The organism is Paracoccus sp. (in: a-proteobacteria) (genome assembly GCF_030538755.1).
In the GTDB taxonomy this organism is placed as follows: domain Bacteria; phylum Pseudomonadota; class Alphaproteobacteria; order Rhodobacterales; family Rhodobacteraceae; genus Paracoccus.
The window spans coordinates 64393-78487 of sequence record NZ_JAUNTJ010000006.1 but is presented as its reverse complement, the minus strand read 5'-3'; the positions used below and the strand labels follow the sequence as shown (position 1 = coordinate 78487).

At 66.1% G+C, this 14095-nt stretch carries 14 protein-coding genes; 2 read left to right on the top strand and 12 right to left on the bottom strand.

The annotated features are described in order from the left end of the window. Positions 1 to 1428: a xylulokinase gene (gene xylB / locus Q4G14_RS05570; protein ID WP_303360743.1), complete on the top strand. Its 1428-nt coding sequence runs from the start codon at positions 1 to 3 to the stop codon at positions 1426 to 1428. A 79-nt stretch (positions 1429 to 1507) separates the two neighbouring features. Here the strand turns inward: xylB and Q4G14_RS05565 are convergent, their stop codons facing one another. From Q4G14_RS05565 to pcaD, 6 genes are read right to left on the bottom strand one after another with little or no spacing between them, the layout of a single operon-like run. Continuing rightward, positions 1508 to 2761, bottom strand: coding sequence for a lyase family protein (locus Q4G14_RS05565; RefSeq protein ID WP_303360742.1), 1254 nt, complete (start codon positions 2759 to 2761; stop codon positions 1508 to 1510). Then, positions 2758 to 3591 carry a 3-keto-5-aminohexanoate cleavage protein gene (locus Q4G14_RS05560; protein WP_303360741.1) on the bottom strand — a complete coding sequence of 278 codons (834 nt, stop codon included), beginning with the start codon at positions 3589 to 3591 and terminating at the stop codon, positions 2758 to 2760. Before Q4G14_RS05560 ends, Q4G14_RS05565 begins: the two co-directional genes overlap by 4 nt. Then, positions 3584 to 4204: a protocatechuate 3,4-dioxygenase subunit alpha gene (gene pcaG, locus Q4G14_RS05555; RefSeq protein ID WP_303360740.1), complete on the bottom strand. Its 621-nt coding sequence runs from the start codon at positions 4202 to 4204 to the stop codon at positions 3584 to 3586. Before pcaG ends, Q4G14_RS05560 begins: the two co-directional genes overlap by 8 nt. Continuing rightward, on the bottom strand, positions 4204 to 4926 hold the full coding sequence (gene pcaH, locus Q4G14_RS05550) for a protocatechuate 3,4-dioxygenase subunit beta (protein ID WP_303360739.1): 723 nt from the start codon (positions 4924 to 4926) through the stop codon (positions 4204 to 4206). Before pcaH ends, pcaG begins: the two co-directional genes overlap by 1 nt. After that, on the bottom strand, positions 4923 to 5306 hold the full coding sequence (gene pcaC / locus Q4G14_RS05545) for a 4-carboxymuconolactone decarboxylase (protein WP_303360738.1): 384 nt from the start codon (positions 5304 to 5306) through the stop codon (positions 4923 to 4925). The genes pcaH and pcaC overlap by 4 nt, the downstream gene beginning before the upstream one ends. Next, positions 5299 to 6084, bottom strand: coding sequence for a 3-oxoadipate enol-lactonase (pcaD, locus tag Q4G14_RS05540; protein WP_303360737.1), 786 nt, complete (start codon positions 6082 to 6084; stop codon positions 5299 to 5301). The genes pcaC and pcaD overlap by 8 nt, the downstream gene beginning before the upstream one ends. A 94-nt stretch (positions 6085 to 6178) precedes the next feature. On the opposite strand from pcaD, the gene pcaQ reads away from it, so the two are divergent. Next, positions 6179 to 7093: a pca operon transcription factor PcaQ gene (gene pcaQ / locus Q4G14_RS05535; protein ID WP_303360736.1), complete on the top strand. Its 915-nt coding sequence runs from the start codon at positions 6179 to 6181 to the stop codon at positions 7091 to 7093. A gap of 137 nt (positions 7094 to 7230) precedes the next feature. On the opposite strand, the gene Q4G14_RS05530 is transcribed toward pcaQ, so the two are convergent. The 6 genes from Q4G14_RS05530 to Q4G14_RS05505 all read right to left on the bottom strand — a co-directional run bounded on the left by Q4G14_RS05530 (position 7231) and on the right by Q4G14_RS05505 (position 14082). Then, positions 7231 to 8061 (bottom strand): shikimate dehydrogenase, encoded by an 831-nt coding sequence (locus Q4G14_RS05530; RefSeq protein WP_303360735.1) that lies wholly within the window; start codon positions 8059 to 8061, stop codon positions 7231 to 7233. A 7-nt stretch (positions 8062 to 8068) separates the two neighbouring features. Then, positions 8069 to 9955 (bottom strand): bifunctional sugar phosphate isomerase/epimerase/4-hydroxyphenylpyruvate dioxygenase family protein, encoded by a 1887-nt coding sequence (locus Q4G14_RS05525; RefSeq protein ID WP_303360734.1) that lies wholly within the window; start codon positions 9953 to 9955, stop codon positions 8069 to 8071. A 3-nt stretch (positions 9956 to 9958) separates the two neighbouring features. After that, on the bottom strand, positions 9959 to 11491 hold the full coding sequence (locus tag Q4G14_RS05520) for a tripartite tricarboxylate transporter permease (RefSeq protein ID WP_303360733.1): 1533 nt from the start codon (positions 11489 to 11491) through the stop codon (positions 9959 to 9961). Further along, positions 11491 to 11994 carry a tripartite tricarboxylate transporter TctB family protein gene (locus tag Q4G14_RS05515; RefSeq protein WP_303360732.1) on the bottom strand — a complete coding sequence of 168 codons (504 nt, stop codon included), beginning with the start codon at positions 11992 to 11994 and terminating at the stop codon, positions 11491 to 11493. The genes Q4G14_RS05520 and Q4G14_RS05515 overlap by 1 nt, the downstream gene beginning before the upstream one ends. A 57-nt stretch (positions 11995 to 12051) precedes the next feature. Beyond that, positions 12052 to 13047: a tripartite tricarboxylate transporter substrate binding protein gene (locus Q4G14_RS05510; protein WP_303360731.1), complete on the bottom strand. Its 996-nt coding sequence runs from the start codon at positions 13045 to 13047 to the stop codon at positions 12052 to 12054. Positions 13048 to 13152: 105 nt separating this feature from the next. Next, positions 13153 to 14082: a LysR family transcriptional regulator gene (locus tag Q4G14_RS05505; RefSeq protein WP_303360730.1), complete on the bottom strand. Its 930-nt coding sequence runs from the start codon at positions 14080 to 14082 to the stop codon at positions 13153 to 13155. Positions 14083 to 14095: the final 13 nt, after the last annotated feature.

The following is a 14095-nucleotide window of genomic DNA, read 5'->3' as shown; positions in this document are numbered from 1 at the left end:
ATGTTTCTGGGGATCGACCTTGGCACATCCGGGGTCAAGGTGCTGCTGATCGACGCAGATCAGCGGGTTCTTGGCTCGGCCACCGCGCCGCTGACGGTGCAGCGCCCGCATGACGGCTGGTCCGAACAGAACCCCGCCGACTGGATCACCGCCACCCGCAGCGCGCTGGATGAATTGCGCGCCGCCCATGATCTGGCGGCAGTCGCAGGGATCGGCCTGTCGGGGCAGATGCACGGCGCGGTCACGCTGGATGCGGCGGATCAGGTGATCCGCCCGGCGATCCTGTGGAACGACACCCGCAGCCATGCGCAGGCCGCGCGGCTGGATGCCGCCCCCGATTTCCGCGCGATCAGCGGCAATATCGTCTTTCCCGGCTTTACCGCGCCGAAACTGGTCTGGATGGCCGAACAGGAACCCGGCGCCTTTGCCCGCGTCGCCCGCGTTCTGCTGCCCAAGGATTACCTGCGCCTGTGGCTGACCGGCGAAGCCGTGGCCGAGATGTCCGACGCCGCCGGCACAAGCTGGCTGGATACCGGCGCGCGCGCGTGGTCCGACCGGCTGCTGGCCGCATCCGGTATGCGCCGCGACCAGATGCCCGCCCTGATCGAGGGCAACGCCGTTTCCGGCGGTCTGCGTGCCGATCTGGCCGCCGGATGGGGGATGCGCCCCGGCACTCCGGTCGCGGGCGGGGCGGGCGATAATGCCGCCACCGCCATCGGCGCGGGGACCATCGCGGCGGGTCAGGGCTTTGTGTCGCTGGGCACCTCGGGGGTGCTGTTTGCCGCGACCGACCGCTATCTGCCGCGCGCCGAAAGCGCCGTTCACGCCTTTTGCCACGCCCTGCCCGGCATGTGGCACCAGATGGGCGTGATCCTGTCCGCCTCGGCCGCGATGGAGTGGCTGGCCGGGATCACCGGGACCCGCCCCGCCGATCTGTCCGCCGAACTGGGCGAGACCCTGCGCGCGCCGGGCGAAGTGACCTTTCTGCCCTATCTCTCGGGCGAGCGGACGCCGCATAACGATGCGCAGGCCCGCGCCCTGTTCGCCGGTCTGTCGGCCCGCACCGATCGCGCCGCCCTGACGCAGGCCGTGATGGAGGGCGTGGCCTTTGCCCTTGCCGACAATCTGGATGCCCTGCGCGCCGCCGGCTCAGAGCCGCAGGCGTTGCTGGCACTGGGCGGAGGCGCGCGGTCGGGCTATTGGCTGCGGGCGATTGCCACGGCGCTGAACCTGCCGGTTCTGCTGCCGGAATCGGGCGATTTCGGCGCGGCCTTTGGCGCGGCCCGGCTGGGGATGATGGCGGCAACCGGCGCCGATCCGGCCAGCATCGCCACCCCGCCCCGCATCGCCGCCGAGATCACCCCCGACGCCACCCTGCGCCCGGCGTTTCAGGCCGCGCATCACCGCTATCGGCAGCTATACCGCTGAAGCGGCCATCCGCCGCTCGTCCAGCTGGATCGCCGAGAGGGCAGTTTATGGAATATAATTCCATTATTGGCTGTTATTTTCAGCTTTCCCGCGCAACCTGCCCGGCAGCGCCTGTGTTCGCGGCAGGGTCCAGCGCCTGATGCCAGTCGCGCCCCGGTGCGAGGCCGGTCAGCGCCTCGGCCAGGGGGCGGCCCGATTGCAGCGCCTGTGCGACGATGGCCAGCGCGTCGGGGCGGGGCATGTCGCGGGCCAGCAGAAAGCCCGCCGCCTCGGCCATCATCGCGCCCTGATCGGCGGCAAAGGTGGCAGCGATGCGGTCGGGGTTGGCGCGCAGCGTTTGCGCCAGTTCCTGCGCCAGACGCAGCCCCGCGCCAGTGCGGATCGCCATATCCGGCAGGGTCAGCCATTCAAGCGCCATCGCCGCACCGTCGCGTTCCTGCGCATGGATCTGCGCCTGAAACAGCGCCCCCACCGCGCCCGCGTTCATCCGTGCCAGCGTAACCAGCGCCTCGGCGGCGACGGGGTTGGATTTCTGCGGCATGGTCGATGAGCCGCCGCCCACGCCCGCCGAGACCTCGCCGATTTCCGACTGGCCCAGCAGGATCAGATCAGCCCCGATCTTGCCCAGAGTGCCGCTGACCAGAGCCAGCCACGCGCCCAGCTCGCACGGGGCATCGCGGGTGGCATGGGTCGGGATCGGCGCGTCGGCCAGCCCCAGTTCGGTGGCCAAGGCGCGGCGGACCGCCGCCATGTCGTCCAGCGCGGCCCCCGTGCCCGCCGCACCGAACAGCGAAACCGTCAGCAGGCGGGGGCGCACTTCGGCCAGCCTGTCCAGATGGCGGCGCAGCGGCGCGCGCCAGACGGCGATCTTGGCCCCCAGAGTCGTCGGCGCAGCGATCTGGAACCGGGTGCGCGCCGGGATCGGCTGGTCGGCATACTCCGCCGCCTTGGCCGCCAGCGCCGCATCCAGCGCCGCGATCCGCGCGGCCAGAACATCCAGCACCGCAGCCCATTGCAAGGCGGCCGCGCTGTCCTGCGCATCCTGCGAGGTGGCACCGAAATGCAGCCATGGCGCCGCCGCGCCCAGGCCCGGCTTCAGCGCGGCCACCACCGCCTGCGCGGCAATGCCTGCGCGGGCGGCGGCATCGGTCAGGCTGGCCGGGTCGGGCGGGGTCGCCGCCGCGATGGCACGGGCGGCATCGGCGGGGATGATCCCCATGCGCGCCTGCACCTGCGCCAAGGCCTGTTCAAAGCGCACCATCGCGGCGACCTGAGCCTGATCGCCCACCAGCGCCGCGATCTCGGGATCGCCGAACAGCCCCTGCATCATCATGCCGCGCGCAGCCCCAGCATCGCCCGCGCCTGCTGATATGTGGCGACGGGGCGTTCGTATTTCTCGCACAGTTCCACCGCGCGGCGCACAAGCGCGGCGTTCGAGGGGGCCAGCCGGTCGCGATCCAGCCGCACGTTATCCTCTAGCCCGGTGCGGGCGTGGCCGCCGCTGCTGATCGCCCATTCGTTCAGCACGATCTGCTGCGGCCCGATCCCGGCGGCGCACCATTGCGCATCGTCCCCGAACAGGCGGCGCACGGTTTGGATATAGTAATCAAACACCTGACGATCCGCGGGCATGGCGTTTTTCACCCCCATCACGAATTGCACATAGGGGCGATCCTTGATGCGCCCATCGCGCCACATCGTGTGCGCTTGCAGGATGTGGGACAGGTCGAAGGCCTCGATTTCGGGCTTTACCTCGTATTTCACCATTTCGGACGCCAGCCAATCGACCAGATCCGGCGGGTTTTCATAAACCCGCGTCGGAAAGTTGTTCGACCCGACCGACAGCGACGCCATATCGGGCCGCAAGGGCAGCATCCCGCCCCGCGCCTGCCCCGCGCCCGAGCGCCCGCCGGTGGACAGTTGCACGATCATGCCGGGGCAATGACGTTCCAACCCCTCTTTCAGCGCGGCGAAACGGTCGGGGTCGCTGGTCGGCGCGCCCTGATCGTCGCGGACGTGGCAATGGGCGATAGTCGCGCCCGCCTCGAACGCCTGCTGGGTGGATTCGATCTGCTCGGCAATGGTGATCGGCACGGCGGGGTTATTCGCCTTGGTCGGCAGGCTGCCGGTGATGGCAACGCAGATGATGCAGGGATCAGACATCGAAGAACACCGTTTCTTCCTCGCCTTGCAGGCGGATTTCAAAGCGATAGACGGGCGCGCCGTCACGATCCGACCGCTGCCCGATCAGCGTGGCACGGCGGTTTTCCCACTCGATCAGATTCAGCACCGGGTCGGCGGCATTGGCATCGGCTTCGTCGCTGAAATACATCCGCGTGTTCAGCCCGATGTTGATGCCGCGCGCGACGATCCACAGGTTCAGATGCGGGGCCATCATCCGGCCGCTGCGGCCCATGACCGCGCCGGGCTTTACCGTGTCAAAGCCCCATTCGCCGGTCTCGAAATCGGTGATGACCCGGCCCCAGCCGCGAAAGCCGTCCTCGACCTCGCCGCCGCCTTCGGGATGGGCGTAATACCCGTCGGCATTGGCCTGCCAGACCTCAAGCAGCACATCCTTGACCGGGCTGCCCATGCCGTCGATCACCACGCCTTCGACGCGGATGCGTTCGCCGCGCGGGTTCGGGCCGGTGATGTCATGGCCCAGTTCGCGGCGGTAAATGTCGAACCCCGCCGCGCCGGGGGCCAGCCCGATATGCACATAAGGCCCCGCCGTCTGCGACGCCGATTCACGCAGGTAATTCAGGTTCTGAGGCATCAGTTCCCCTCCAGCCGGTTTTCAAACAGCGTGGACCGGCGGCCGCGCAGCACAATGTCGAATTTATAGGCGATGGAATCCAGCGGGATCGTGGCGTTCATATCCAGTTTTGCGATCAACTGCTGGATCGCATCCGGGTCGGGGATGGTCTGCACGATGGGACAAAGCGGGATCAGCGGGTCGCCCTCGAAATACAGCTGCGTGATCAGCCGCTGCACAAAGCCGGATCCAAAGACCGAGACGTGGATATGCGCGGGCCGCCAGTTGTTCACCCAATTGCGCCACGGATAAGCACCGGGCTTGATGGTGCGGAAAAAGTAATAGCCGTTCTCATCCGTCAGCGTCCGCCCGCAGCCGCCGAAATTCGGGTCGATGGGGGCAAGGTAGCTGTCTTTCTTGTGGCGGTAACGCCCGCCTGCATTGGCCTGCCACACCTCGACCAGCGTGTTCGGCACCGGCCGGGCGTTTTCGTCCAGCACGCGGCCATGCACGATGATGCGCTCCCCCACCGGGTCGCCGTTCTTGGCATAGTTCTTGATCAGATCGTTATCGATCGGGTCGATGTCATTGTGGCCAAAGCGCGGGCCGGTGATCTCGCTGATGGAATTTTGCAGCGAGATCATCGAAAAGCGCGGGCTGCGGGCGACGCTGGTCTTGTAATCGGGCGTCAGCGCGGGCGGGTGCAGGCGCCGGTCGCGCTGGTAATATTCGGCGGGTGTCATTCGGCCTCCTCCTCCATTTCGGCATAGGTCTGTTTGGCAAGCTTGAGCGCGTGATTGGCGCGCGGCACGCCGCAATAGATGGCGACATGCTGGAACACCTGCTGCACATCCTGTTTCGTCGCCCCGGTGCGGGCGGTGGCGCGGATGTGCATGGGGATTTCGTCCCAGTTCCCGGCGGCGGCCAGCAGGGCCAGCGTCAGCATGGACCGTTCGCGCCGGGTCAGCGCGTCGCTGGCCCAGACGGTACCCCATGCGGCATGGGTAATCAGATCCTGAAACGGGGCGTCAAAGTCGGATTTGGCGGACTCGGCCCGGTCAACATGGGCATCGCCCAGAACAGCGCGGCGCGTGGCCATGCCACGGTCGTAACGATCAGACATGGCCGATCCTTTGCAGAAATTGAATCAGAATGGCGGCGTAATCCGCCGGGGTTTCGACGCAGGGCAAATGGCCCGCGCCGTTGATCTGGGCATAAGCCGCGCCGGGGATCAGACCGGCGGTGGCGCGCACCAGATCGGGCGGCGTCGCCCCGTCCAGCCCGCCGCCGATCACCTGAACCGGCAGGTCCAGCGCGCCGACCTGATCGCGGTAATCCGCCGCCGCAATCGCCTGACAGCAGGCGGCATAGCCCGCGACCGGCTGGCGCTCCAGCATCCGCCGCCACAAGCCCACCTTGGCCGAGGCGCAAAAGCCCGGCGAAAACCACCGCTCCATCGTGGCGGTGCTGATGGTGGCGATGCCGCCGTCCAGAACCGTCTGGACGCGGGCGTTCCACATATCGGCATCGCCAATCCGGGCGGCGCTGTTGGAAATGACCAGCCCGGCCAGCCCGCCATGGCGCAGCGCCAGCGACTGCCCGATCAGCCCGCCGATGGACAGGCCGACAAAGACCGGGCGCACCAGCCCCAGATGCGCGATCAGCCCGGCGGCGTCATCGGCCAGCAGGTCGATGCTGTAGGGGCCGGGGGTTTCCTCGCTTAACCCGTGGCCACGCTTGTCGTAACGCACCAGCCGCAGCCCGGCGGGCAGATGCGGGATCAGCGCGTCCCACAGCCGCAGATCGGTGCCAAGCGAATTGGCAAAGACCAGCGCCGGCGCGCCCTGCGGCCCGTCATCGGCATAATGCAGATCGACACCGTTGATGATTGCGCTGTGCATGATCCCCCCTTCCATTCCCTGAACGTAGGGTCACATATTGAAACCGCCAAGTAAAATGAGATAATCAGCCTGATACTTGCCCGGAATGGAAATCATGGATCGCCGTATCAAGCTGCGCCACATTCAGGCATTCGTGGAAATCGTCCGCCAGCGCAGCCTGAAACGCGCGGCGGAACGTCTGCTGCTGACCCAGCCCGCCATTTCCCGCACCTTGGCCGAGCTGGAACAGATCACCGGCGGCACCCTGCTGACCCGCAGCCGCAGCGGCATCGCCCTGACCCCCGAGGGCGAGTTCTTTCACCGTTTCGCCGTGTCGGGCATGACCGCGCTGGAACAGGGGCTGGCCGGGCTGAACGATCCGGCGCAGACCGGGGCGCGGGCCTTGCGCGTGGGGGCACTGCCCTCGGTCGCGGCGCTGCTGATGCCGCAGATCGCCGGGCGGCTGGCCGATGCGGCGCCCGACCTGCGGTTGAGCATCATCGACGGCCAGCACGGGGCGCTGACGGCGCAGTTGCGCGCGGGCGATCTGGCCGCCGTCATCGGTCGTCTGGGCGAACCCGACACGATGCGCGGGCTGACCTTTACCCAGCTTTACCTGGAAGAAGTCGCCATCGTCACCCGCCCCGGCCATCCGATTGCCACGGATACCGACCTGCGCCGCGTGGGCGACTGGCCGGTGATCTTTCCGCCCCCCGTCGCCGCCATCCGCCCCTTGGTCGAACGGCTGCTGATCGCCGAAGGGCTGCCACTGCCGCCCAACCGGATCGAGTCGGTGTCAGGCGCGTTTGGCCGCGCGCAGACACGCGCCAGCGATGCGATCTGGTTCATTTCCGCCGGAGTGGTGGCCGCCGACGTGGCCGAGGGGCGGCTGACCCGCCTGCCCATCGACACCGGCCTGACCCGTGGCCCGGTCGGGCTGATGCAGCGCGCCGACGACCCCGCCGGGCCGGAACTGACCCTGTTCCGCCGCGCGGCGCTGGATGCGGTGGCCGGACTGGGGTTGAGTTAAACCCTCGACCCCATGAATAGCGCGGCTGGGGCACGGTGGCCCCGCGCATAATCCGCCTTGGGCATCTCCGCAGGGCGGAACATCGTGGGCGATCTGCCCGCGACGCCCGCCGCGACAGCGAATCGTGGGACGAAACCCTAATACCTGATCTGCGCCAGCGACCGCAGCTCATCGGCGGTGGTGGTGGGATAGCCGAAAAACTCCAGATAGGCGGGGATTTGTTCGAACAGCATGTCGGTGCCGATCTGGGTCTGACAGCCAAGCGCGCGGGCGGCGGCCAGAAAGGCGGTTTCTTCCTGCTTCATCACCACCTCGCCCACGAAACTGTCGCCCGACAGCCGTGCCATATCCATCGGCATCGGATCGCCGGGGTTCATGCCCAAAGGCGTCGCGTTTACCACGATGTCCCAGCCTGCGGGATCGTTGCTGCCCGTCAGCACCTCGACCGGATAGGCGGCGCGGATGCGGTCGGCCAGCCCCTGGGCCGCCGCCGCGTTCAGATCGAACAGCCCGATGCGCGCCGCCCCGGCCCGCGCCAGCGATGCGGCGATGGCCGACCCGACGCCGCCCGCACCCACCACCAGCGCGCTGGCACCGGCAACCGCGCGGCCCTTGCGCAGAACGCCGCGCACGAAACCTTCGCCGTCGAACATATCGCCGACCAGCCGCCCATCAGCCTCGCGCCGGACGGCGTTGCAGGCACCGCAGATCTGCACCGTCACCGAAACCTCATCCAGCAGCCCCACGACCGCCACCTTGTGCGGCATGGTAATCAGCGCGCCGGCGAAATTGCGCAGCCGGGCGACATGAGGCAGAAAAGTCGGGAAATCCGCCACCTCGCAGCCCATCGGCACCACTACGGCGTCGATGCCCCTGGCGGCGAACCACGGGTTATAGATCATCGGTGCCTTAAAGCTTTCGGTCGGCACGCCGATATGCGGCAGGATTTTGGTATAGCCAGAGATCATCTTTCCCTCATGCGCGCGGCATCGACTTGCCGCGCATCAGCCGTTTCAGCGCGGCGATGCGGAAGGGCGCGTTATAGGCGCCATAACCATCATAACCGCCGCGCCGCTGAACGATTTCAAAGAACAGCCCGCCAACAATCGGCCGCCCGTAAAGCTGAAAGAACTCGCCGCCCTGATCGTCGCGGTCATACAGGATGTTCAGCGATTGCAGGCGGGCCAGCGTTTCGTCATCCATGCCGAACCGGGCGCGCAGATCGGCGTAATAGTTTTCGGGTATCTCAAGCGCGGCAAAGCCCGCATCGGCCATCTGCTGCGCCGTTTGGAAGATGTCACGCGATTCCAGCGCCAGATGCTGCACCACCGACCCCATGCTTTCGGTCAGAAAGCTGCCCGCCAGCGTCCGGTGCGACTGGGTGCCGTTCAGCGTGATCCGCGCCCGCCCGTCGGGCGAGGCGATGGCCTGACTGCGCACCAGCCCGTCAGGGTCGGCCACGTCCAGCATCGGATGGCGCTGCATGTCAAAGATGGAACTGTAAAACAGCGTCCATGACAGCATCTCGTCATAGTTCATCGTCTCGGCCAGATGGTCCACGCGGGTCAGGCCGAAATCCGCGCCATCGCCCGGCAGCGGGTCGAATTCGCCCTGCCAGATCTGCGCGGCGCTGCTGTCGTCGATAAAGTGCAAAACCGAGCCGCCAACGCCCCGGATGGCGGGAATTTCCGCCTCGCCCGGCCCGACCGACTGCTCGAACACCCGCGCCCCCAGTGCCTGCGCGCGCTGCACCGTGGCGCGGGCATCGCCGACATGCAGGCCAACATCGCAGACCGCCGCGCCGTGGCTCAGATAGAAACTATGCGCAAAGCCGGTCTGTTCGGTGTTGATGACAATGCGGATCTCGCCCTGCTGCCACAGCGTCACCTGTTTCGTGCGATGCCGCCCCACGGGGCGAAAGCCCATCTGCCGCAGCGCATCGGCCAGACCGTCCTGTTCGGCGGCACTGGCGGCAAATTCGACAAAGGCGATGCCGTTGACGGATACGTTCGGCGGCAGAACCGGAACATCGGGGGCCAGCTCGGGTTCGGTGCGGCGGACCTGATCCATCAGCCAGATCAGGCTGCGATGGCCGTCGCGGGCGATGCCCTCGGGGCTGCCGCCGCGGAACTGATCGTTGAAGATTTCCAGCGACAGCGGCCCGGCATAGCCGGTGGCCGCGACCGAGCGCATAAAGTCGGTGACAGGCAGATCACCCTCGCCCGGCATGTTGCGGAAATGGCGCGACCAATACAGCAGGTCCATGTCGATCAGCGGCGCATCGGCAAGCTGGACGAAAAAGATCTTGTCGCCGGGAATGGCGCGGATGCTGGCGGGGTTGATCTTGCGCGACAGCGTGTGAAAGCTGTCGAGGATCAGCCCAAGCGCCGGGTGATCGGCGCGGCGCACGATTTCCCATGCGTCGCGGTGATCGTTGATATGACGGCCCCAGGCCAGTGCCTCGTATCCGATGCGCAACCCGCGATCCGCCGCGATCCCGGCCAGTTCGGCCAGATCGTCGGCGGCACGGTCGATGCCGCCCAGAGCCGCCGGATGGACCGAGGAACAGATCAGCATCAAGGGCGCGCCCAGTTCGGCCATCAGGTCGAACTTGTGCCGGGCGCGGTCAAAGGCGCGGGCGCGCAGATCGCCGGGCAGCCCCTCGAAATCGCGGAAGGGCTGGAACAGCATGATCTCCAGCCCGTGATCGCGGGCCATCGCCCCCACCTCGGCCGGGGCGGCGGCATCGCGCAGGAAATCCTGTTCAAAGATTTCCACCCCGTCAAAACCCGCCGCCGCGATGGCAGCGAATTTTTCGCGCAGGGTGCCCGCGATGGATACGGTGGCGATGGCGGTTTTCATGGCTTACCCCCGGTTCAGGTCGTTTTCGTCGGTCAGCGGTGCCAACCCGGCCCGGTTGCGCCAGCGTTTCCACACCGGCGTCTGGCTGACAAAGATCAGCACGACGGCGGCAAACAGCGCCAGCGACAGCGGGCTGGTGACGATGCCCTTGAACAGGCTGGCCAGACTGCCCTGTTCGGAAATGATCGCCCGGCGCCAGTTCTCATCCAGCAGCCGCGACAGGATCACCCCAAGGATCACCGGCCCCAGCTGGTATCCGTATTGCCGCATGAAATAGCCCAGCACCCCAAAGGCCAGCGTCCAATACACATCGGTGATCGCGCTGTTGACGGCATAAGACCCGACGATGGACAGGATCAGGATCAGCGGGATCAGCACCGTGCGCGGCATTTCCACGACTTTGGTGAAAATCCTGATGCCGGTCAGGCCGAACAGCAGCATGAAGAAATTGGCCAGCACCAGCGATCCGACGATGAACCAGAACATCGAGGGCTGTTCGATCATCAGCATCGGACCGGGGTTCAGCCCGTGGATGAACAGCGCCCCGATCATGATCGCGGTGACGGCATCGCCCGGAATTCCCAGCGTCAGCATCGGGATGAACGCCCCGCCCACGGCGGCGTTATTGGCGGTTTCGGGCGCGACCAGACCCTCTCTCGCACCCTGACCAAAGGGCACCTCGGGGTTCCTGGTGATCCGCTTGGCGTGGTCATAGGCCATCAGCGCGGCAATATCGCCCCCCGTGCCCGGCAGCGCCCCCACCACGACACCAATGGTCGAGGTCTGCGCCGACAGCGGCAGGTATTTGCGCACCGAAGCCCATTGCGGCACGATGCGGCTGATCTTTTGCCGCACGGCGACCTTATCGACGTGATGCAGCTGCATCAGCGCCTCGGATACGCCGAACATGCCGATCATCACCGCGATAAAGCTGATCCCGCCCCACAGGTTGGTATAGCCAAAGGTAAAGCGTTCCTGCGCGGTCAGCGGGTCCATGCCCACGGTGCCGATCAGCAGCCCCAGCGCACCGGCGAAGATGCCCTTTATCAGGCTTTCCCCCGACAGCGACCCGACCAGAAGCACGCCCAGAATGGCGATCAGCATAAAGTCGCGCGGCTGAAACGACAGCGCGAAATCGCTCAGCGTGGGGGCGGCGACCGCCAGCACGCCAATCCCGATAAAGCCGCCGATGAACGACATCACCGTGGCCAGCCCGATCGCCTCGCCCGCCTGCCCTTTCAGCGCCAGCGGATGGCCATCCAGCGCGGTGGCAATGGCGGATGGCGCGCCGGGGATGTTCAGCAGGATCGCCGTGCGCGAACCGCCGTAAACCCCGCCCATGAACACGCCCACCATCAGGCACAGCGCCGGATACACATCCCAGGTAAAGGTAAAGCCGATCAGGATCGACACCGCCATCGTCACCGACAGCCCCGGAATCGCCCCGACATAGACCCCGGCGAATGTCCCGGCGGCGATCAGGAACAGCAGTTTCGGATCAAGCCACGGGATCAGGAAATAATTCAGCGCCTCCATCAGAACCACCCTGAAATTGCGGCCAGAATTTCACCCTCGGGCACGATGCCGGCGGGCAGCAGAACGGTAAAGATCAGCCGGAACACGATATAGACCAGCGCCAGCGACAACAGCGACACGCCGATGGCATAGATCAGCCCGCCCCGGCGCAGGAACATCACCGACAGCACCATGAAGATCAGCGAGGTCGGCAGAAAGCCCAGCGGCACCAGCAGCACGCCATAGCCTGCGATCATCAGCGCCATCACGATGACGACGGGCGGCAGGATGTCGGCCCAGAACCGGCTGTCGTCACGGTCGGGCGTGCGCAGATTGCCCAGCAGGATCAGCCCGGAACTGACCACCATCGCAAAGGCAACCGCCATCGGCAGCGCGCCGGGCGAGGACAGCGACGAAAACCCGGCGATGTCATAGGCCGACCACAGCAGAAACAGGCTGGCCAGAAACAGCAGCGCGTTGAACGGCGTCTCGCCCGCGCTGCGTTTGCGTTTATCATGTTGCAAGACGGTTCCCCCCATAAAGCCGCCCCGGCCGTGTCGGGCCGGGGCGCAGGCGCGGCATCAGGGCCGTGCGATCCCGAAATCTTCGGGCGATTTCTTGGCCAGACCGGCATCATGGATCAGCCACGAGGTGACGGACTGCCAGTTGCTCAGAAACTGAGCGGCGGCATCGCCCGACAGGCTTTCCGGAATAAAGCCGCGCTCGGCCATCAGGTTGACGAAATCTTCACTTTGCGCACCTTCGGCATAGGCGGCGACCAGCTTGGCCACCACGTCATCGGGCGTGCCGTTCTTGACGAAAACGCCAAAGAACGGACCCCAGGGCAGGTATTGCCCATATTCGGGGTTGGTTTCGGTGATCGCGGGCACATCGGGCAGCGAATCGACACGCTCGGCATTGATAAAGGCGATGGGCTTCATCCGGCCGCCCTTGATGGATTCGATGGCCGCGCCCAGAACCGCCGGCATCACGTCGATGGCCCCGCCTTGCAGCGCGGTCAGCGCCGGGCCGTCGCCGTCATAGGGCACCTCGGTCACTTGCATCCCGTCGGCCTGCGACGACAGCATCGTCGTCACCACCGAGGCCACGCCGCCCGGCCCGGTCGAGCCGAATTTCACCGCGCCGGGGTTTTCCTGAATATAGGCCATCATTTCCGGGAAGGTGTCGAAAGGCGCATCGCTGCGCGCCACCAGAATCGGCACGCCACGGGCCAGAATGTTGACCGGCGTAAATTCCGAATAGTCGATGTCGCCCATATCCATCACCTTATACAGCAACGGATTTTCGGCACCCATCAGCAGGGTATAGCCATCGGCGGGCTGGGTATAGGCAAAGCGGGTGGCAATCGCGCCGACGCCACCGGTCATGTTGCGCATCACCACCTTGCCGCCCAACGCCCGCTCGGCGTGGGGGGTGACGGTGCGCATGACCACATCGGTCGAACCGCCCGCGCCCCACTGGATAATGCCCTGAATTTCCTTGGCCGGAAAATCCTGCGCAAACGCAGGCACGGCAAAGGCTGCGGCCATCAGGCCACCAAACAGCATGTGTTTCATCGTAATCTCCCATTCGGGCGCGTCCTCCTGCGCCCTGTGACTGAAGAATGTGGCAATCCGCCACGGAACTGCAAATACAATTATCGCGCCATCATTAACATGATGTTAACCCCTGGCTGCGATTTCCCACGGGCGGGATTCTGTGGCACGTTGTAATTCCTTGCGAAATTGCTGGATCGTGTATTCGGCAAAGCCCGACAGCAACCGCCCACGCTTGGTTACAACATAGACCGACAGCGGCGCCACCTCGGTCAGCGACAGGCGCACGACGCCCGGCATATACAGTTCCGCCACCGAAAATTCGTCGATCACGGCAACCCCCAGACCATGGCGGACCAGCGAAACCACCGTCTGCGCGAATCGCCCGCGCATGGCGTAATCGACCGGCAGACCGGCTTCGCGCAGCGGCCCGGCAAGGATCGCGCCGTAAGGATCGCCGGGATCGACGCCGACCATGGGAAACTGCACCAGATCGTGGATCGACACCTGCCCGCGCCCGGCCAGCGCGTGACCTTCGGGGACGATGGCGACCAGACGGCCCTGTGCAGCCAGATCGTTCTGCACGGCGGCATTCTGAACCGGAAAGGACATCATCACGAACTCGCCCCGTTCCAGCATCAGATAGTCGATGGTTTCCTCGATCTTCAGGATGTTCAGGTCCACGAACAGATCGGGCCAGCGCGTGCGCACATGCCGCAGCGCGCGGGCGGCGATGAACTGCGCAATCGACGGGGCCGAGGCAAAGGCCAGATCGACCGTCGCCCCGCGCTGCAACTGATCGACGGCGCGGTTCAGGTTCTCGATCCCGCCAAAGACGCGGCCAAGCTGGTCAAAGATGGCGTTCGCCTCGATCGCGGGCACGAACAGGCCGCCACGCCGTTCGAACAGGCGCAGGCCCAGCGAATCTTCGGTGTGGCGCACAAGGCGGCTGATGCCCGGCGCCGATACGCCCAGCATCCGCGCCGCCCCCGCGATGGTGCCCGTCATCATCACGGCGCGGATCACCTCGATCTGTCTCAGCGTCAGCCCGGCCATCGCCCCCCCTTTT

Coding starts and splice junctions, on each gene's coding strand:
- xylB (WP_303360743.1), top strand. CDS start 1: ATGTTTCTGGGGATCGACCTTGGCACATCCGGGGTCAAGGTGCTGCTG.
- Q4G14_RS05565 (WP_303360742.1), bottom strand. CDS start 2,761: ATGATGATGCAGGGGCTGTTCGGCGATCCCGAGATCGCGGCGCTGGTG.
- Q4G14_RS05560 (WP_303360741.1), bottom strand. CDS start 3,591: ATGTCTGATCCCTGCATCATCTGCGTTGCCATCACCGGCAGCCTGCCG.
- pcaG (WP_303360740.1), bottom strand. CDS start 4,204: ATGCCTCAGAACCTGAATTACCTGCGTGAATCGGCGTCGCAGACGGCG.
- pcaH (WP_303360739.1), bottom strand. CDS start 4,926: ATGACACCCGCCGAATATTACCAGCGCGACCGGCGCCTGCACCCGCCC.
- pcaC (WP_303360738.1), bottom strand. CDS start 5,306: ATGTCTGATCGTTACGACCGTGGCATGGCCACGCGCCGCGCTGTTCTG.
- pcaD (WP_303360737.1), bottom strand. CDS start 6,084: ATGCACAGCGCAATCATCAACGGTGTCGATCTGCATTATGCCGATGAC.
- pcaQ (WP_303360736.1), top strand. CDS start 6,179: ATGGATCGCCGTATCAAGCTGCGCCACATTCAGGCATTCGTGGAAATC.
- Q4G14_RS05530 (WP_303360735.1), bottom strand. CDS start 8,061: ATGATCTCTGGCTATACCAAAATCCTGCCGCATATCGGCGTGCCGACC.
- Q4G14_RS05525 (WP_303360734.1), bottom strand. CDS start 9,955: ATGAAAACCGCCATCGCCACCGTATCCATCGCGGGCACCCTGCGCGAA.
- Q4G14_RS05520 (WP_303360733.1), bottom strand. CDS start 11,491: ATGGAGGCGCTGAATTATTTCCTGATCCCGTGGCTTGATCCGAAACTG.
- Q4G14_RS05510 (WP_303360731.1), bottom strand. CDS start 13,047: ATGAAACACATGCTGTTTGGTGGCCTGATGGCCGCAGCCTTTGCCGTG.
- Q4G14_RS05505 (WP_303360730.1), bottom strand. CDS start 14,082: ATGGCCGGGCTGACGCTGAGACAGATCGAGGTGATCCGCGCCGTGATG.